This window comes from Gordonia heveisoli (genome assembly GCF_030315745.1).
Taxonomy (GTDB): Bacteria; Actinomycetota; Actinomycetes; order Mycobacteriales; family Mycobacteriaceae; genus Gordonia.
Map to the genome: position 1 here is coordinate 131,358 of NZ_JASXSH010000013.1, position 15,935 is coordinate 147,292.

Consider the following 15,935-nt stretch of genomic DNA (forward strand, 5'->3'; position numbering starts at 1 on the left):
CCATGGCGGGTTCCGGCGGTTCGCAGCGCATGCGTGCGCTCACCGGCATCCGGACTGTCGCCGCGGTCGCGGTCTGCCTGACCCACGCCGCATTCTGGACCGGCAACTACACCGACGACCTGCCGGGCCGTTTCTTCGCACGCTTCGAGATCGGTGTCGCGCTGTTCTTCGTCCTCTCCGGGTACCTGCTGTTCCGGCCGTGGGCGTCCGCCGCCCGCGAACGCACCGACCTACCGTCGGGAACCCGGTACTTCTGGCACCGCGCACGACGGATTCTGCCCGCCTACTGGATCACCGTGACCATCGTCTACCTCATCTCCGCGGCCGCACCCGGAGTGGTCGAATCGGCCACCGGGACCGGCTGGGGCGGATATCTGCGCACTATGACGCTCACCCAGGTCTATGGGTTCGGGCACCTGCATGGGGGACTCACTCAGATGTGGAGTCTCGCCGCCGAGGTCGTCTTCTACCTCGTCCTGCCGCTCATCGGGGTGGTTCTCATCGGGGTGTCGCGGGGCCGGTGGCGGCCGGACCTGCTGATCATCGGGCTACTCGCGGTGCTGGCTATCAGCCCGGCCTGGTTGGTGGCGGTCGCCGGTTCCGACAGCGCAGACCCGACGGCGCGGCTATGGGCGCCGGCCTTCATCGGCTGGTTCGCGGCGGGCATGATCCTCGCGGTCGTGGCGCCGATGTTCCGGCGGTGGTCGCCGAACTGGTCGGTGCCGGTCGCGATGCTGATCTTCCTGGTCAGCGCGGGCGAGCTGGCCGGTGAGCCGACGATCGTCCCGACCTCGGCGTCGGCGGCCGTCGTCAAACACCTGCTGTACCTGGTCGTCGCCGTCGGGCTGATCGGCCCGCTGACCGTCGTGGCCGCGCGGATCGAGGCCGGCGACGACCGGCCGAACTGGTGGTCGAGGTTCTGCGGCTGCGGGCCGATGGTCTGGTTCGGGGAGATCTCCTACGAGTTCTTCCTCGTCCACGTGCTGGTGTTGGAGCTGGTGATGGCGGTGCTGGGTTACGACGACTTCACCGGGTCGATGATGGTGTCGTTCCTGGCCGCGACCGCGGTGAGCGTTCCCGTCGCGTGGGCTCTGCATCGTGCGACCGCACCCCTGTGGCGTGCGCGGACACCCGAGCTTGTCCCTGCACGCGGGTAGCATCGAGAGGGTCAATTCGTTTCGCAGGTGGATCGCGTCGCGCCCAGTGCGGTGTGATCGCCGCTGTGGTGCTGATCGCTACTGTTCTGCTGATCGCGAGGGTGGGTGTGTGCATGGTCGAGAACCGGACTCCGGACCGTCGGACTCGGGCGCGGACCGCCGCGGAGATCCGAGAATGGTGTGATTCCTCCCAGCTGCCCGGGGACCGCCCCGAGCTGTCGGATACCGCGGCACTGCTGGTCGCATCGGGTTTTCTGACCCCGGCCGGACGGGCCGTACTGGTGCGCCGCATCTCGATGGGCCTGCCCGCGCCCTCCCTGCCTGCGGGCTACGGTGAACTCCGACGCCTGCAACGGGCCATCTCCCAGTTGGAGAACCAGTCCGTCAGCCCGGTCGTGCCGGGTTTCGTGACCCCGATCGTGCGCGGTCGGTTGGGTGCGCTGACCCGTCGTCGCGAGGATGCGCGCAAGGCGGTCGTCATCGGCAAGGGGACCTTCCCCGGCGGTACCCGCGCGATCCGTCGCGAGCGACGCGAGAACGTCTACCTGGAGCTGGAGGAGCGCGAACGCCTCTTCTCCGGGCTGCTGTGCACCCCGACGCCGAACGTTCAGTCGTCGGGATACATGCGCCGGGCTGGAAGCGCGGCGATCGATCGGCTGGCCGACGTCGTGACCCAGGTCGCCGGTAAGGCAGGCCGGGCCGATGTTGGTCAGTGGGCCGACGAAGTGCTGCATGCGGGTTCGGCGCCGCAGAACCGGTCGGGACAGGCCGTCGTGCCTGGGCCGCGGACCGCGAAGTTCATCGACGGCTACGAGACGATCCTGTACGTGGCCGGCCACTACTACGACCGCATCGTCGGGAACCGGGCGTGGCGGTCGGATCATTTCGAGGTGCAGCGCACGCAGGTCAATCTGCACGGCGAACTCGCCGAGATCGCCGCCGACGCGATCGCCTTGCGGGCGGTGCGGATCGACCTCGACCGGGCCAAACGCAACGGTGGTTTCGACGCCCGGTTCGCCGAGGAGATCGACCGTCGTGAGACGTCCTTGCGTCCGGTATGGACCGAACTCATCGACCGGGTGCAGGCGCTGGCCGAGGTGGCCAACGTCGTCGAATCCGCGGCGATCGAACTGCGGGTCCTCGACGAGTACAACAAGGCGCTCACCATCGACGACCGCATCGACGCCCTCATCGCACGGTCGGGGGATCGTGAACTGTCGGTGGATAATTCGAAGCGACTCAGTGAACAGGTGCGCAGCGGCGAGGAGCAGCTCCGTGTCTATCGGGATGTGTTGCAGGGCAACATCGCCCGAATTGCCCTGCCACGCGAACTGCCGGAACGCTACGAGCCGTCGCCGGTGCGTGACCAGGAACGCAGGTAGTCCTTCTCGGTGGGCGTCAGCCGCCGGAGCGTGTGTGCCTCGATGTCGACGACGGCCATCTGTGTGCTCGCCACGCAGGCCGGGCGGGTGCCGGGCTGTGCGTGCGCGCCGTGAATCTCGTAGCCGATCGTGAAGTCCACCGATCGAAAACCTTTGATCCACATGCCGATCCGCAAAGGAGAATCGTCGTGGCGAAGCTGGCTCTGGTAGCGGATGTCGACGTGCACGATCATCGCGCTCTTGATCAGCGGCGCGTATTCCTCACCGGCGGACAGTAGCCATTCGATCCGCGCCTCCTCCATCAGCGTCACCATGCGCGCATGGTTGATGTGACCGAAGGCGTCCATGTCGGACCACCGCACCACGACCTCGGCGACGAACGCGTAGTCGTCGCCATGGGATGTGGTCTTCGTCTGCGGTGTCACTACTGAACTCTCCTGTGATTTACGTATGTGTGATCGTGAAGTCCCCTTTGGGCCTCCCGCTCCCCGCTACCCGCGGGTAGTCTGTCATTCGGTAGTCGGGTTTGTCCGCTGGGGTCGCGGAGCTCTCCGTGTCTAGGCGCGTTATCGATCTGCTGTCGGGTCGGTCTGGTGTGACCAAAGAGAACGAGGATATGGAACCGCGATGAAGCGTTGGGTTGCGGCGGTCGCCGCCACAGTCGTGACGGCGCTGGGGGTGCCCGCGGCCGCGCACGCCGTGCCGAAACCGCATTCGGTCGCCCGGATCGCGAAATCGGTCAAGATGAGCGCGCTGCGCACCGACATCTGGGTGTATTCGCCGGTGATGAAGACCCGCGTCAAATTGTCCGTGCTCACCCCCGCCACCGACTCCGGACCGCGCGGAACCGTGTACCTCCTCGACGGAGCGGGTGCCGACGGCGACGTCAGCGATTGGATCACCAAGGGTCGGGCGGGCCGGTTCTTCGCCGACAAGAACGTCAACGTCGTGCTCCCCACCGGCGGTAAGGGCAGCTTCTACACCGACTGGGCTGCCACCGACCCCAAACTGGGCAAGCCGATGTGGGAGAGTTTCCTGACCAAGGAACTACCAGGTCTAGTCGACAAGCGATTCAACGGCAACGGCCGCAACGCGGTGATCGGCCTGTCGATGGGCGGCCAGGCCGCGTTCGCGCTGGCCATCCGCAATCCGCAGCTCTACACCGGTGTCGCCTCGCTGTCGGGGTGCCCGCCGGTGTCCGGTCCGGCCAACGAGGCGTATGTGCGCACCACGGTCGGCCGCGACGGCGGCGACGCCACCAACATGTGGGGTCCCTTCGGCTCGTCCAACTGGCGTGCCCACGACCCGAGCCTGCATCTTGATGCGCTACGCGGAAAGAACATCTTCATCGCCGCAGGCTCGGGTGCGGTCGGTCCGCTCGACCTGCAACGGCGTATCGAACCCAGCGAAGGGCCGCGCGCAGCGGTGACGGCGTCGTCGTCGGCGCTCGAACTCGGTGCCTATCGCTGCTCGCTGGAGTTCGCGCTCACCATGCGCGCCCACGGCGTCCGCTACACCGACGGCTTCCGACTGATCGGAACGCACACCTGGGCGTACTGGGAACAGGACCTGCCGGTTCTGTGGCCGACGATCTCGCGCGGCCTGTACTGACCCGGGAGGTCAGCTTCGCGCGCCGTCCCAGGACTCGGCGAAAGCCAGGAACGCGTCGTTCTCGGTCTCATTGGTGATGGTGACGCGCACCCCGTCGCCGGCGAAGGGGCGCACCACCACACCGGCTGCGACGCAGGCGGTGGCGAAATCGATGGTCGCGTCCCCGAGGTCGAGCCAGACGAAGTTGGCTTGTGAGGGCGGCACCCGGTAACCGGCGTCACGGAGTCGTGCGGTGACGCGGGTACGTTCGGCGACGACGGCGTCGGTGCGGGCAAGGAGTTCGTCGGCGGCGGCGAGGCTGGCGACGGCGGCGTGCTGGGCGAGGCTGTTGACCGAGAACGGCACGTGGACCTTACCCAGAGCGGTGATGATCTGCGGGTTGCCGATCGCGTAGCCGACGCGCAGCCCGGCCAGTCCGTAGGCCTTCGAGAAGGTGCGCAGCACAACGAGGTTCGGGAATTCGCGGTACAGCTCGACGGCATCGTAGCGCTGGGTGTCGTCGGGGCGGACGTACTCGAAGTACGCCTCGTCGAGGGCGACGATCACATCCGACGGCACCGTCTGCAGGAACTCGCGCAGGTCGTCGGCGCCGACGACGGTGCCGGTCGGGTTATTCGGGTTGCAGATGAAGATCAGCCGGGTGCGGTCGGTGACCGCGGCCGCCATCGCGCGCAGGTCGTAGACCAGGTCGTCGGTCAGCGGGACCTGCACGGGGGTCGCGCCGGCCACCCGGGTGGCCAGCGGATAGGTCTCGAAGGACCGCCAGCCGAAGACGACCTCGTCGCCGGGGCCGCTGGTGATCAGGATCAGGTTCTGGCACAGGATCACCGACCCGCACCCGGCCTGGATCTCCTCCTCGGTCACGCCGTAGGACTTCGCCAGCGTCGCGGTCAGTTCGACCATCCCGTTGTCGGGGTAGCGGTTGACGGTGGTAGCGGCGGTGGTGATCGCGTCGAGCACGCTGGGTAACGGGCCGTCGACGACCTCGTTGCTGGCCAGCTTAACCGCGCCTGGGAAGGTCTTACCCGGCACGTACGCGGGCAGGTCGTCGAGGTCGGGGCGGATTCGCAAGCTCACCCGTCAAATCTAGGACGCCCCGGATTCGGCGGCGAAACCGCCCCTGACCAACCGGTTTGCGTCTGGCGTCGAAGGGTGTGTAACCTTTCGACTCGGCAGTTCGAAAGGACTCCGCCAAGGAGGCGTGCCAGAGCGGCCGAATGGGACTCACTGCTAATGAGTTGTCTCGCTTAAAACGAGACCGGAGGTTCAAATCCTCTCGCCTCCGCCACCGGAAGCGGTACGCCGCCTGCGGTACAACTAAATAGCACGCGCCCGTAGCTCAACGGATAGAGCATCTGACTACGGATCAGAAGGTTTGGGGTTCGAATCCCTACGGGCGCACCAGAAACACCCGCGACGGCGTCGCGGGTGTTTCTCTTTGCCGCGGCGGTTCGTCCCCGAGTTTCGCGTTCGTCCTCGATGTGCAACTCGGGGAGGAGCACAAAGGTCGGGGAGGAACATTCGTCCCCGACTTCCGGGTGGCGACTCCTTTCGGGTGGCGATGTCCGGAGACGAACCAGCCGTCCTCGTCCGCCGAGTTGGCCGGGACCGGTGACCGGCGTCGCGCCGGGGCGGGTCCACTGCGGGACGGGCCGGCTGGTCGGGCCCTGGTGGCGAGGTCGACGATCGGAAGTCGTCCGGTGTGAGTGGTGGCCGTCGGGTCCATGGCGTTCTCCTCGGATGCGGGGGATTCGCAGGTTGTGTCCCGGCCACCGGTCGGTACTCATCGCGACCCGCGGTGAACCGGACCCGGGTGCCACTTTGGACAAATGACCCAGTTTTCCTTGCCCAAACATGAAAGGTGTGTGAAGGTCTCTGTAGTTCACGTCGGTGAACGAGAGACGACCCTGGTCAGAGGGGTGCCGCCCTCCACGTGGGGTGGGGGCGGCAGCAAGGTCTGACCGGGCATCGACAGCCTGCACGCGCAATGAGGCCCGGCAACTCGGTTGTCGCGGATTGCGATGCCCACAGGTACTTGGGGGTCCTGTGGGTATCGCAATCGTCGGGGTCTGCTCAGGCACCCGCTCCGGTCACGCAAACCGTACGTTCGGCCGACCCATTCCGGCGAAATCGGACATCGCCTGAAAGAATCTGCAGCCATGGAGCTGCTCATTCTCGTCCTCGTCGGCGCGATCATCGTCACCGCCGTCGCCGACCGCAAAGGGATGCAGCCCGCGCTGGTCATCATCGTCATCGCGTTGGGTGTCTCGTTCATCCCGGGGATGCCGCACGTCGAACTCGACTCCGAGATCCTGCTGACCGTCGTCCTGCCGCCGTTGCTCTACTCGGCGGCCCTGGGCTTCTCATTCCCCAACTTTCTGCGCAACATCAAGCCGATCCTGGGTCTGGGCGTGGCGATGGTCGTCGTCACGGCCTTTGCGGTCGGGTTGATCGCATCCCTGCTCATCCCCGAATTCACCTTCTTGTTGGCGCTGCTGCTGGGCGCGATCGTCGCTCCGCCCGACGCCGTCACCGCAGTCGCGATCGGCCGCAAACTCGGGCTGCCCAAACGGCTGATGGCGATCCTGACCGGCGAGAGTCTGGTCAACGACGCGGCCGCGCTGTCGCTGTTCGCGATCGCCATCTCGCAGATCGCCAACACCCACGCCTTCATCGAGAACCCGTTGCTGCTCTTCGGCTACAACGCCGTGCTCGGGCCGGTCGTCGGAGCGGTCCTCGGGTTCCTGACGCTGTGGATTCGCAAACACCTGAAGAATCCGGCGCTGGAGACCGTGCAGGGTTTCGTCGTTCCTTTCGCCGCCTACCTGGCCGCCGAACATTTGCACGCCTCGGGTGTGCTGGCGGTGGTGATGGCGGGGTTCGTCGTCGGTACCGCATCGGTGCACGCGGGCTACCAGACGCGGCTGCAGGAGCGGTACGTCTGGCATTCGGTGGACGTGCTGCTGGAAGCATTCGTCTTCGCCTACATCGGTCTGCAACTGCGCTTCATCATCGAAGATCTGCGAGAAGCGCGGGAATCGTTGGCCCACATCGCCTTTGTGTCGGTGATCGTGCTGCTGGTGGTGTTGTTGGTGCGGCCGCTCTGTGTGTTCGTCATGTTCGGTCGCGGCGTGGTGAGCCGACGTATCGAACGCGCGGTCAACGTCGACGTGCACGCCAGCCCCCGACGATCCGGGGGTCGGCACCGTTGGGCGGAACGCAAGAACGGCGACGGGCTGCTCGGCCGGTGGCGCGAACGCATCGACAACCGGCCGTTGACCTGGCAGGAGTCGCTGGTTGTCGGCTGGACGGGTATGCGCGGTGTGGTCACGCTGGCGGCCGCGGCCGGTATCCCGATGGTGCTGGAGAACGGCGATCCCTTCCCGGAACGGTCGGCGATCCAGGCCGTCGCCTTCGTCGTCGCGGTCGGCACCATCCTCATCCAGAGCCCGACGCTGCCGTGGCTCATCAATCGCCTCAACCTGCACAACGAGGACGAAGAACGCTACGACCAGGAACAGACCGCGCGGGCCGAACGGATCGCGAACGTCGTCGCCGAGGTGGTGATCGCCGACTTCGTCGCGAATCCGCCCGCCGGCCTCGACGACGACACTGTCGCCTACATTCAGGAAACGGTGGCCCGGCAGTCCAAGGATGCCGAGGAGATGCCCGATCCGGAGGCGCACACCGCCCGCGCGGAGGCCTTCGGCAGGCTGTACCGGGATGTGCTGGCCGCGCAGCGGGAGTCGCTGGTCGAGAACCGCGACAACGGCGCCATCGAAGACGAGGCGGTGCGAGCCATGCTCGAACGTCTCGACCTTCAGGAAGCCGGCCTCTCGGCACGTCTGGACAGCCGCCTGTAGCGCGTACGCGTCCCGCGTCGTCAACCTGCGGCCCGCCGCTCCCACGTAGTGTCGAGGGGAACACGGGTGACACGGGGCGAGAGTGAGGCGGGTGATGGTCGAGACGCACGAGGATCGGGACCCGACGCCCTCCGCCGACAACCCCGATCCGTCTGTCGGTGATGTCTACCGGCCGCTACAGCAGATCTACCCACCGCTGGGGTATGCCTCCGACGGCACCCCGCTGTTCTGGCCCGGTCAGCCGACCGGCACCGAGGCCCGGGCCCGGCAGGCCGCCGAACGTCGTGCGGCGGAGGCGGATCGGGCGAGCGCGCCGTCCGAAGAGTCGCCGCGGTCGCTGGTCCCGAATGTGTCGACCACCGCGCTCGGGACGGTGGCGCTCGCGGTGTTGATGATCTTCGTGGTGTTGGCAGGCATGACGCTGCTGCGCGACCGTCAGCCGTCCGGGAATTACAGCGGCTCGGATGCGCTGACCACGCTCGACGAGCCGCAGTCGCCGCACACCTTCGATCCGCCGTCGGCCACCGAAGACGATCCGTCGGAGCCCCGCCGCGGTGGCGGTATCGACGCTCGCGGGCATGTCGTGTCCTATGAGGTCCGTATCGAGGGCTCGGCGACGATCCTCTACCTCGACGCGGTGTCGGTGCGCAGCGAGTTCGCGCCGCCCCCGGTGTGGAAGGTGACGTTCATCGGGGGTCGCAACCCGCTGCGTGTGATCGTCGCTCTGGGCGAACGCAGCGGCGCAACCTGCGAGATCACCGTCGACGGTCAGGTGGTGGCCACGGATTCGGTGGCACCGAATTCGGGCCGCCCGTCCCTGGCCTGTGGGGCCTGAGCCGGCATCGCCGACAATTCAGATGTGTGTGATCGCGTCGCGGTCGCTACCGTAGAGCCGTGAGTTCTCCGCAAGCAGCCCCGCAGAACACGACGCCGAGCGACTTCAAGGCGATGCTGACCTGGCGTGGCGAGGGCACCGACCGGCTCGAACAGGTTCGTCTGCAGGTCAACGGCCCGCGCATCAAGGCATACGGCCGGATCATCGCGGCCGCCACCGATGCGCACGAGGCGTTCTCGGCTTCCTACGAACTCGTCACCACCGACACCGGGGTGACCCGCAGGCTGTCGATTCATCTCGTCCGGGCCAGCGGCGAAACCCAGTTCGCGATCAGCCGCGACATGGAGAACCACTGGCTCGTGCACGCTCCCGGCGGTGAGTCGGTGCGCAGCGACTTCGACGGTGCTCTCGACGTCGATCTGGCGCTGTCCCCGCTGTTCAACGCGTTGCCGATCCGCCGCCTGGGTTTGACCGCGGGGAGTCCCGCGGTGGAGGTTCCGGTCGTCTACGTCTACCTGCCGGACGGGGCCGTCGAACCGGCCAAGCTCACCTACACACCGCAGGAGAACGGCATCGCGATCGTCTCCCCGGTAGCCACGTCGACCCTCAGCGTCGACGACAACGGTTTCGTCGTCGACTACCCGGGCTTGGCCACCCGCGTCTGACGCGATACCGCGTCGGGGTCAGCCGAGCCAGACGCGACCGAGGTGCCCTTGGCGTCGGAGTTCCTCCTGCCACCCCGCCGCGCCGATCTCCACGTCGACGATCGGTTCCATCGGTCCGTTCGCGACCGCCGCGTAGGCCTGCCGGGCGCGATGCCCGTCGTCGATGAGTACCTCGACGGTGCCGGTGTCGCGGAGGTCGTCGCGGGCGTTGACGAGCCGGTCGATGATCTCGCTGAGCGCGTTGAGTACCGCGATCCGGTTGGCCTCGATCATCGCGCGCTGCAGCGCGGGTGCCGTGCCGGCGACGCGGGTGCCGTCGCGGAAGCTGCCGGCCGCCAACCGTAGGGCCAGGTCGCTTTCGCCACCGCCGACGGCCGCGGTGACCGCGGCGGTCAGATGCGGCACATGCGAGATGGCGGCGGCGGCCCGGTCGTGGGCGTCGGCGGCGGCGGGAACCACCGCGGCGCCCGTCGCACGCGCGATGGCGGCGACCGCCAGCCAATCGTCGACCGTCGTCGAATCCTCGGTCATCACCACCCACATCGCATCGCGGAAGAGGTTGGGATCGGTTGCGGTCCAGCCCGATCGGCTGGTACCGGCCATCGGATGCCCGCCGACGAAGCGCGCGCCGGGATAGGTCTCGGCGATGATCGTGGCGACGGATTGTTTGACGCTGACGACATCGGTGAGCAGGACGTCGGGGGCGTGGTCGGCGACCGCCTGCACCAGCGGCGCGAGCGTGGTCACCGGAGTCGCCAGCACGACGACGGCGTCGGCCGCGGCCGCACGTCGCAGCGTCGCGGTCAGGTCGTCGGAGGCGTCGTAGCCGTCGGCGGTGGCCTCGGCGACCGTGGTCGCCGACCGGTTGTAGCCGAACGCCTCATGACCGCCGTCATGCAGCGCCCGCAGCAGCGAACCGCCGATCAGGCCGAGACCGAGCACACAGACGGGACGCAGGGCTGCCGGGGTAGTCACCCTCTCAGATTCCCACATCGCGGTGACAGCCCGCGCATCGTCGGAGCCGGTGGACTCGGGGACTTGGGCCGGTGCGCGATTACGGCTACCGTGACCTGCATGGCTGGTGCCGGCGCGCAGAAGACGGATACGAATCCGCAGGAGGACGACATCGACGGTTTCGCCGTTGCCGTGGTCCGTGAAGAGGGCGGGTGGAAGGTTTCGGCGATGAAGCCGAGCGCGCTGACCGACCTGGCGGACGCTGAACTCCAGCTCCGTGAGCTGCGCGCGGCCGGTGCCGCCTTCGGTCTGCTCGACATCGATGACGAGTTCTTCATCGTGCTGCGGCCCGCGCCGTCGGGGGCGATGGTCCTCGTCTCCGACGCCACTGCCGCCATCGACTACGACGTGGCCGCCGACGCTCTCGACGTGCTCGACATCGATGTCCCCGATCTCGACCCGGACGACCTCGACGACGTCGAACCGTGGGCCGAGGGGTCGCTCGCATTGCTCAGCGATCTGGGGCTGCCGGAAGCCGTGATGAGCGTGATCGTCGACGACACCGACCTCTACGCCGACGAACAGATCGGCATGATCGCCGCGCGACTGGGCTTCGCCGATGAGCTCGCCGCGGTTCTCGACAAGCTCGGACATTGACCGACGCCGCGGCCGCCGATCGACTGCCGGGTCCAGCGCTCTGGGAGTCGATGATGCGGGTCGCGCTGTCCGCGGCCGCCGACACCGGCCCCGACGACATCCCGATCGGCGCCGTCGTCTTCGACCCGTCGGGCATCGAACTGGCGCGGGCCACCAATCGTCGTGAGGCCGACGATGACCCGACAGCCCACGCCGAGATCATCGCGTTGCGGGCGGCGGCCGCAGCTTTCGGCGACGGGTGGCGTCTGCCCGGCTGCACGATCGCGGTGACCGTCGAACCGTGCACCATGTGCGCGGGCGCCATCACATTGTCTCGCGTCGACCAACTGATCTTCGGCGCCTGGGAACCGAAGACGGGCGCGGTCGGGTCGTTGTGGGACGTCGTCCGCGACCCTCGGCTCAGCCATCGTCCCCAGGTTCGGGGTGGCATCCTCGACGCCGAATGCCGGCAGCTGCTGCTCGACTTCTTCACCCCCCGGCGTACCCCCTGAGTTCTGTGTCGTCGGTCGGGGCAAATATCGGGGTACAACTCCGATGACGCCGACGCATGTGCGGCGCAAGATGGGTGTGGATGTCCGAATCCGACCTGAGGAGAGCAACCATGGCAGATGCCACCGACAAGGATCCCACCGACAAGATCGGGGAGGCCGTCGACGCGGCGAAGGCGAAACTCGGTGAACTCGCCGACAACGAGAAGGTCCAGGAAGCGATCACCGCCGTCCGGGAGAAGCTCGGTGATCTCGCCGACAACGACAAGATCGAGGAAGCGATCGCGACGCTGAAAGAGAAGCTGGGCGGCATCGCCGACAACGACAAGGTTCAGGAGGCGATCCGCGTCGTCAAGGAGAAGCTTGGCGAGGTCGCCGACAACGAGAAGGTCGCCGACACCATCAACACGGCCAAGCAGAAGGTCGGCGAGGTCACCGACAAGCTGACCGGTCACTGATCCGTTTGGAGCGACGCGCTGACCAGCAGAACTGGGCCGATCGCCGATTCCTTGGCACGGTGGAGGTCGGGGGAGTTCGGCTTCCCCTGTGCAGCACCCGGTCGGCACACCGGCCGTGCCGGGCCTCGATGTGAGGAGGCGATATGGGAATCTCCGACGATGCCAAGAACAAGGCCGACGAACTCAAGGGCCGTGGCAAAGAAGCGGTCGGCGATCTGACCGACGACCAGGATCTGAAGGACGAAGGCCAAGGCGAGCAGGGCGTCGCGAAAGGCAAACAGAAGATCAGCGAGGCCGCGGACGCGGTCAAGGGCAAGGTCGACGACGTCAAGGACAAGCTGACCGGCCACTGATCGCGCACCCTTCGGTGGCTCGCTGACCAGCCGATTTAGGGCTGGGGCCGTCCTGCGGTACAGTCTTCCGCGGTGGCGTGTCCGAGCGGCCGAAGGTGCAGCACTCGAAATGCTGTGTACGGTAACCCCGTACCGAGGGTTCAAATCCCTCCGCCACCGCAGCGAACGACCCCCTGTCTCACGACAGGGGGTCGTTTTCGTTGTGTTCCTGTTCCTGCCTGTCGGCCGCCCGCCGAATTGTCGGGTTTGCACGCCTTCGGGGTGTCGTTGCCCACAAACGCAGCATCGAAACTTGCGGGAATGCATCCGCGAGGAGGACCGTTACTTGCAGTAAGCAACTAGTTGAACGGAGGCTGCCGGTGACACTCACGGATGAGACCGTCGCAGAACTCGTCGACGAGTTGTTTCTGCTCGGCAGGCTCATCCGGGTCAACATCGCTCGGCAAGGCTCCGACGTCGAAGGTATGCCGCAGCCGCTGCTGGGTGTCCTGTGGGCGTTGGAGACGCGGGGGCCGATGCCACAGAATCAGCTCGCCGGAATCCTGTGCGTGAGCGAGTCGGTACTGAGCCGGCAGATTTCGAAGCTCGTCGCCGACGGCCTGATCGGACGTGGTCGTCTCGCCGAGGACGGTCGGGTCTGCGTCGTCGCGCTCACCGACGCCGGACGGGAGGCGATGTCGTCGGCGCTGCGAAGCCGATTCGACCGGGTCATCCCCCGCTTGAGCGGCTGGAGCGAGAACGACGCCCGTGACGCCATCACGTCGCTGGAACGTATCCGCGAGGCCTTCGCCGAATGAGAACGTGGCCGACGCCGGACCTGTAGTCGGGTCTGCGGCGCCGGTCGGGGTGATCACTCACCCATAGATGCAACAGCCCTACCGAAGCAAGGAACTGTCATGTCCACTGCACCGAACGAGGTGGCCGCCCCAACGGCCGCAGCCGGTGACACGCCCGCGATGACGCACCGTCAGGTGCTCGAAGCGATGGTGGGTCTGCTTGCCGGTCTGTTCACCGCACTGCTGTCGACGACGATCGTCGCCACGGCACTGCCGACGATCATCGCCGATCTCGATGGCACCCAGACCCAGTACGCCTGGGTCATCACCGTCGCCCTGCTGGCCAACGCGGCGTCGACGCCGATCTGGGGCAAGCTTGCCGACCTGTTCAACAAGAAGACGCTGGTTCAGTCGTCGTTGGTCATCTTCGTGATCGGTTCGGCGATGGCCGGTGCGGCGCACAATGTTCCGTTCCTGCTCGTCGGGCGCACCGTGCAGGGCATCGGCATGGGTGGTCTGACCGCGTTGGCCGTGGCGATCATCGCGACGATCGTGTCCCCCCGTGAACGCGGCCGCTACTCGGGCTACATGGGTGCGGTGATGGCGGTGTCGATGTCCGGTGGTCCGATTCTCGGCGGTGTCATCGTCGACAGCCCGCTCGGCTGGCGCTGGTGCTTCTTCGTCTGCGTGCCGCTCGCGATCATCTCGCTGATCCTGTTGCAGCGCACCCTGCATATCGCGACGGTGCGCAAGCAAGGCGTGTCCATCGACTGGTTGGGTGCGACGCTGCTCACCGCCGGTGTCAGCGTGCTGCTCATCTGGGTGTCCTTCGCCGGCAAGTCCGACTACTACGCCTGGATCTCCAAGGAGACGCTCTACTACGTTGGTGGCGGTGTGCTGCTGCTGATCGCGACGGTGTTCGTCGAGGCCCGCGCCAAGTCCCCGATCATCCCGCTGAAGATCGTCACCGAACGCACCACGGCCCTCGCGATCCTCGCGTCCGTGGCGGTCGGTGTCGGCATGTTCGGTTCGACGACCTTCCTCGGCCAGTACTTCCAGACCGCCCGCCATTACAGCCCGACAGTGGCTGGTGTGCTCACCATCCCGATGGTGATCGGCATGTTCGGTGGCTCGGTGGTGTCGGGCCAGCTGATCACCCGATTCGGCAAGTGGAAGCCGTTCCTGGTGGCCGGCGCCGCGACGCTCGTCGTCGGATTCGCCCTGCTCGGCACGATCGACCACGCCACCTCGCTGTGGCTGATGGGCCTGTTCATGTTCCTCGTCGGCCTCGGCGTCGGCATGCTGATGCAGAACCTCGTGCTGGCGGTGCAGAACACGGTCAGTGTCGAGAACATCGGTGCCGCTTCGTCGAACGTCGCGTTCTTCCGGACGTTCGGTGGTGCGATCGGCGTGTCGGTGCTGGGTTCGATCCTGGCGTCGCGGGTGCAGACCCTATCGGCAGATGGTTTGTCGCGGTTGGGGGTTCCGACCTCCGAACACAGTGGCGGCAGTTCGTTGAACCTGTCGGTGCTGCCGGATCCGATCGCCGACGTCGTGCGGGCCGCCTACGGTGATGCCACCGCCGCGATCTTCGTGGTCGCCGCCATCGCCGCGATCGTCGCACTGCTGGCCGTGCTGGCAATCCCGAATCGGCCGCTGCGCAAGACCATCGACATCGAGGAGCCGCTCGCCGAAGAGGTCGAGATCGCGGTCGAAGCCGCCGCAGGCGATCTGCCGCAGGTGTCCTCCGAAACCGCTGGTGCGCGACACCGCCTCTGACAACGCAGTAGCAAAACGGTCCGCCGAACCCCGCGTTCGGCGGACCGTTTCGCGTCCTACCCGTGAATCACGGGCTGACTGCGTGCGCCACTTCAGGTTTCAGAATCGGCGTGACCTTGTCCCACGGAATCGTCACCGCTACATAGTCGCCCAGCGCGTGCGAGACCGACACGTACACGTGAAAGCCTTCGGGTAGCGGAATCCACAGTTTGAAATCCTCGTACCCCACGTCGATCGCGGATAGCCGGTGTGTGGGATCGGCGGCGATTGCCAGCGGTCCGAGTACCGACTTCGCCCGCGCCGGATCCACATACGGATCGGTGATCGGCTTCGTCGACGCGATATCGAGGACGACGGTCTCGACATTGGTGTTCGGATGTGCGGCACGCGGCGCGCTACTCAGCGTGATCACCGCGCCGGACAGCACCCTCGACCCGACGACTGCGCGCGACTTCTCGGTCGGTGTCAACGATCCGTCGGTGAAAGTGAAGGGATAGTCCGTCGTCGCCGACCCGGTCAGCTTCGTCAGGATCGAGTCCATCTGGGCATTGAACGCCGCACGCGGACCCGGCGCACCCGCCTCGACCTGGGGCAGACTGAGATTCCAGTTCGTGCCGTTCGGCAGTGACCCGGTCGCCGCCCGGAACGTTGCCTTGAATCCCGGTACGGGACTTTCCGACCCGGGGGTCGGGCTCGACGGGCTGGCGCTTGCCGGGGTGGTCGTCGTCGACGACCCCACCTCGGATGCCGGTATGGCCTCGCCGTCGACAGAGTCCGCCGTGGAGCAACCCGCCACCGTCAGGGACAGTGCGGCAACGATCGCGAGGCCAATTCGACGCATGTGTGCAGCGTAGGTGCCAGCGCTCGACGGGCGTCGCCGAAATCCGTCCCGGTCGGTCGAGCGGATGAGGTCGGGTTGTGGACAGAAGTCGGGTCAGGGTGGTGGTTTGGCGATAT

16 protein-coding genes and 3 tRNA genes are annotated in these 15,935 nt (G+C 66.7%); 15 read left to right on the top strand and 4 right to left on the bottom strand.

Features of this window, described 5'->3' with window-relative positions; translation table 11 throughout:
* The first annotated feature begins 2 nt into the window (after positions 1-2).
* Both QSJ18_RS13240 and QSJ18_RS13245 read left to right on the top strand, forming a co-directional pair.
* Positions 3-1,157 (top strand): acyltransferase family protein, encoded by a 1,155-nt coding sequence (locus tag QSJ18_RS13240; protein WP_286326963.1) that lies wholly within the window; start codon positions 3-5, stop codon positions 1,155-1,157.
* A gap of 113 nt (positions 1,158-1,270) precedes the next feature.
* Positions 1,271-2,539, top strand: coding sequence for a hypothetical protein (locus QSJ18_RS13245; protein WP_286326964.1), 1,269 nt, complete (start codon positions 1,271-1,273; stop codon positions 2,537-2,539).
* Here the strand turns inward: QSJ18_RS13245 and QSJ18_RS13250 are convergent.
* A complete protein-coding gene (locus tag QSJ18_RS13250) occupies positions 2,500-2,964 on the bottom strand; it encodes an acyl-CoA thioesterase (protein ID WP_286326965.1) in 465 nt (154 codons plus the stop codon). The genes QSJ18_RS13245 and QSJ18_RS13250 overlap by 40 nt on opposite strands.
* A gap of 202 nt (positions 2,965-3,166) precedes the next feature.
* Between QSJ18_RS13250 and QSJ18_RS13255 the strand changes: the two genes are divergently transcribed.
* The gene (locus QSJ18_RS13255) at positions 3,167-4,150 is read left to right on the top strand and encodes an alpha/beta hydrolase (RefSeq protein WP_286326966.1); all 984 of its coding nucleotides are present in this window, start codon (positions 3,167-3,169) and stop codon (positions 4,148-4,150) included.
* Positions 4,151-4,159: 9 nt separating this feature from the next.
* Here QSJ18_RS13255 and hisC read toward each other — a convergent pair whose 3' ends face one another.
* On the bottom strand, positions 4,160-5,227 hold the full coding sequence (gene hisC / locus QSJ18_RS13260) for a histidinol-phosphate transaminase (RefSeq protein WP_286326967.1): 1,068 nt from the start codon (positions 5,225-5,227) through the stop codon (positions 4,160-4,162).
* Positions 5,228-5,345: 118 nt separating this feature from the next.
* Here hisC and QSJ18_RS13265 point away from each other — a divergent pair.
* From QSJ18_RS13265 to QSJ18_RS13285, 5 genes are all read left to right on the top strand, one after another.
* Positions 5,346-5,438: transfer RNA gene (locus tag QSJ18_RS13265), tRNA-Ser, on the top strand.
* A 40-nt stretch (positions 5,439-5,478) separates the two neighbouring features.
* Positions 5,479-5,554 (top strand) — tRNA-Arg (locus tag QSJ18_RS13270).
* 755 nt (positions 5,555-6,309) lie between these two features.
* Positions 6,310-8,013 (top strand): cation:proton antiporter, encoded by a 1,704-nt coding sequence (locus QSJ18_RS13275; protein WP_286326968.1) that lies wholly within the window; start codon positions 6,310-6,312, stop codon positions 8,011-8,013.
* Positions 8,014-8,107: 94 nt separating this feature from the next.
* The gene (locus tag QSJ18_RS13280) at positions 8,108-8,848 is read left to right on the top strand and encodes a hypothetical protein (protein ID WP_286326969.1); all 741 of its coding nucleotides are present in this window, start codon (positions 8,108-8,110) and stop codon (positions 8,846-8,848) included.
* 113 nt (positions 8,849-8,961) lie between these two features.
* Complete coding sequence (locus tag QSJ18_RS13285) at positions 8,962-9,513, top strand: putative glycolipid-binding domain-containing protein (protein WP_286326992.1); 552 nt, start codon at positions 8,962-8,964, stop codon at positions 9,511-9,513.
* An 18-nt stretch (positions 9,514-9,531) separates the two neighbouring features.
* Here the strand turns inward: QSJ18_RS13285 and QSJ18_RS13290 are convergent, their stop codons facing one another.
* Positions 9,532-10,506: a prephenate dehydrogenase gene (locus QSJ18_RS13290; RefSeq protein WP_286326970.1), complete on the bottom strand. Its 975-nt coding sequence runs from the start codon at positions 10,504-10,506 to the stop codon at positions 9,532-9,534.
* 81 nt (positions 10,507-10,587) lie between these two features.
* Between QSJ18_RS13290 and QSJ18_RS13295 the strand changes: the two genes are divergently transcribed.
* From QSJ18_RS13295 to QSJ18_RS13325, 7 genes are all read left to right on the top strand, one after another.
* Entirely contained in the window at positions 10,588-11,124 is a 537-nt protein-coding gene (locus QSJ18_RS13295; RefSeq protein WP_286326971.1) for a tRNA adenosine deaminase-associated protein, read from the top strand.
* 23 nt (positions 11,125-11,147) lie between these two features.
* Positions 11,148-11,615 (top strand): nucleoside deaminase, encoded by a 468-nt coding sequence (locus tag QSJ18_RS13300; protein ID WP_286326993.1) that lies wholly within the window; start codon positions 11,148-11,150, stop codon positions 11,613-11,615.
* Positions 11,616-11,725: 110 nt separating this feature from the next.
* Complete coding sequence (locus tag QSJ18_RS13305; RefSeq protein ID WP_286326973.1) at positions 11,726-12,070, top strand: hypothetical protein; 345 nt, start codon at positions 11,726-11,728, stop codon at positions 12,068-12,070.
* Between the two features lie 143 nt (positions 12,071-12,213).
* Positions 12,214-12,423, top strand: a complete 210-nt coding sequence (locus QSJ18_RS13310; protein WP_286326974.1) for a CsbD family protein — start codon at positions 12,214-12,216, stop codon at positions 12,421-12,423.
* 71 nt (positions 12,424-12,494) lie between these two features.
* A tRNA-Ser gene (locus tag QSJ18_RS13315) sits at positions 12,495-12,582 on the top strand.
* Between the two features lie 200 nt (positions 12,583-12,782).
* Complete coding sequence (locus QSJ18_RS13320; protein WP_286326976.1) at positions 12,783-13,220, top strand: MarR family winged helix-turn-helix transcriptional regulator; 438 nt, start codon at positions 12,783-12,785, stop codon at positions 13,218-13,220.
* 99 nt (positions 13,221-13,319) lie between these two features.
* Complete coding sequence (locus QSJ18_RS13325; RefSeq protein WP_462476072.1) at positions 13,320-14,978, top strand: MDR family MFS transporter; 1,659 nt, start codon at positions 13,320-13,322, stop codon at positions 14,976-14,978.
* A 67-nt stretch (positions 14,979-15,045) separates the two neighbouring features.
* On the opposite strand, the gene QSJ18_RS13330 is transcribed toward QSJ18_RS13325, so the two are convergent.
* On the bottom strand, positions 15,046-15,819 hold the full coding sequence (locus QSJ18_RS13330; RefSeq protein WP_286326978.1) for a hypothetical protein: 774 nt from the start codon (positions 15,817-15,819) through the stop codon (positions 15,046-15,048).
* Positions 15,820-15,935 lie beyond the last annotated feature (116 nt).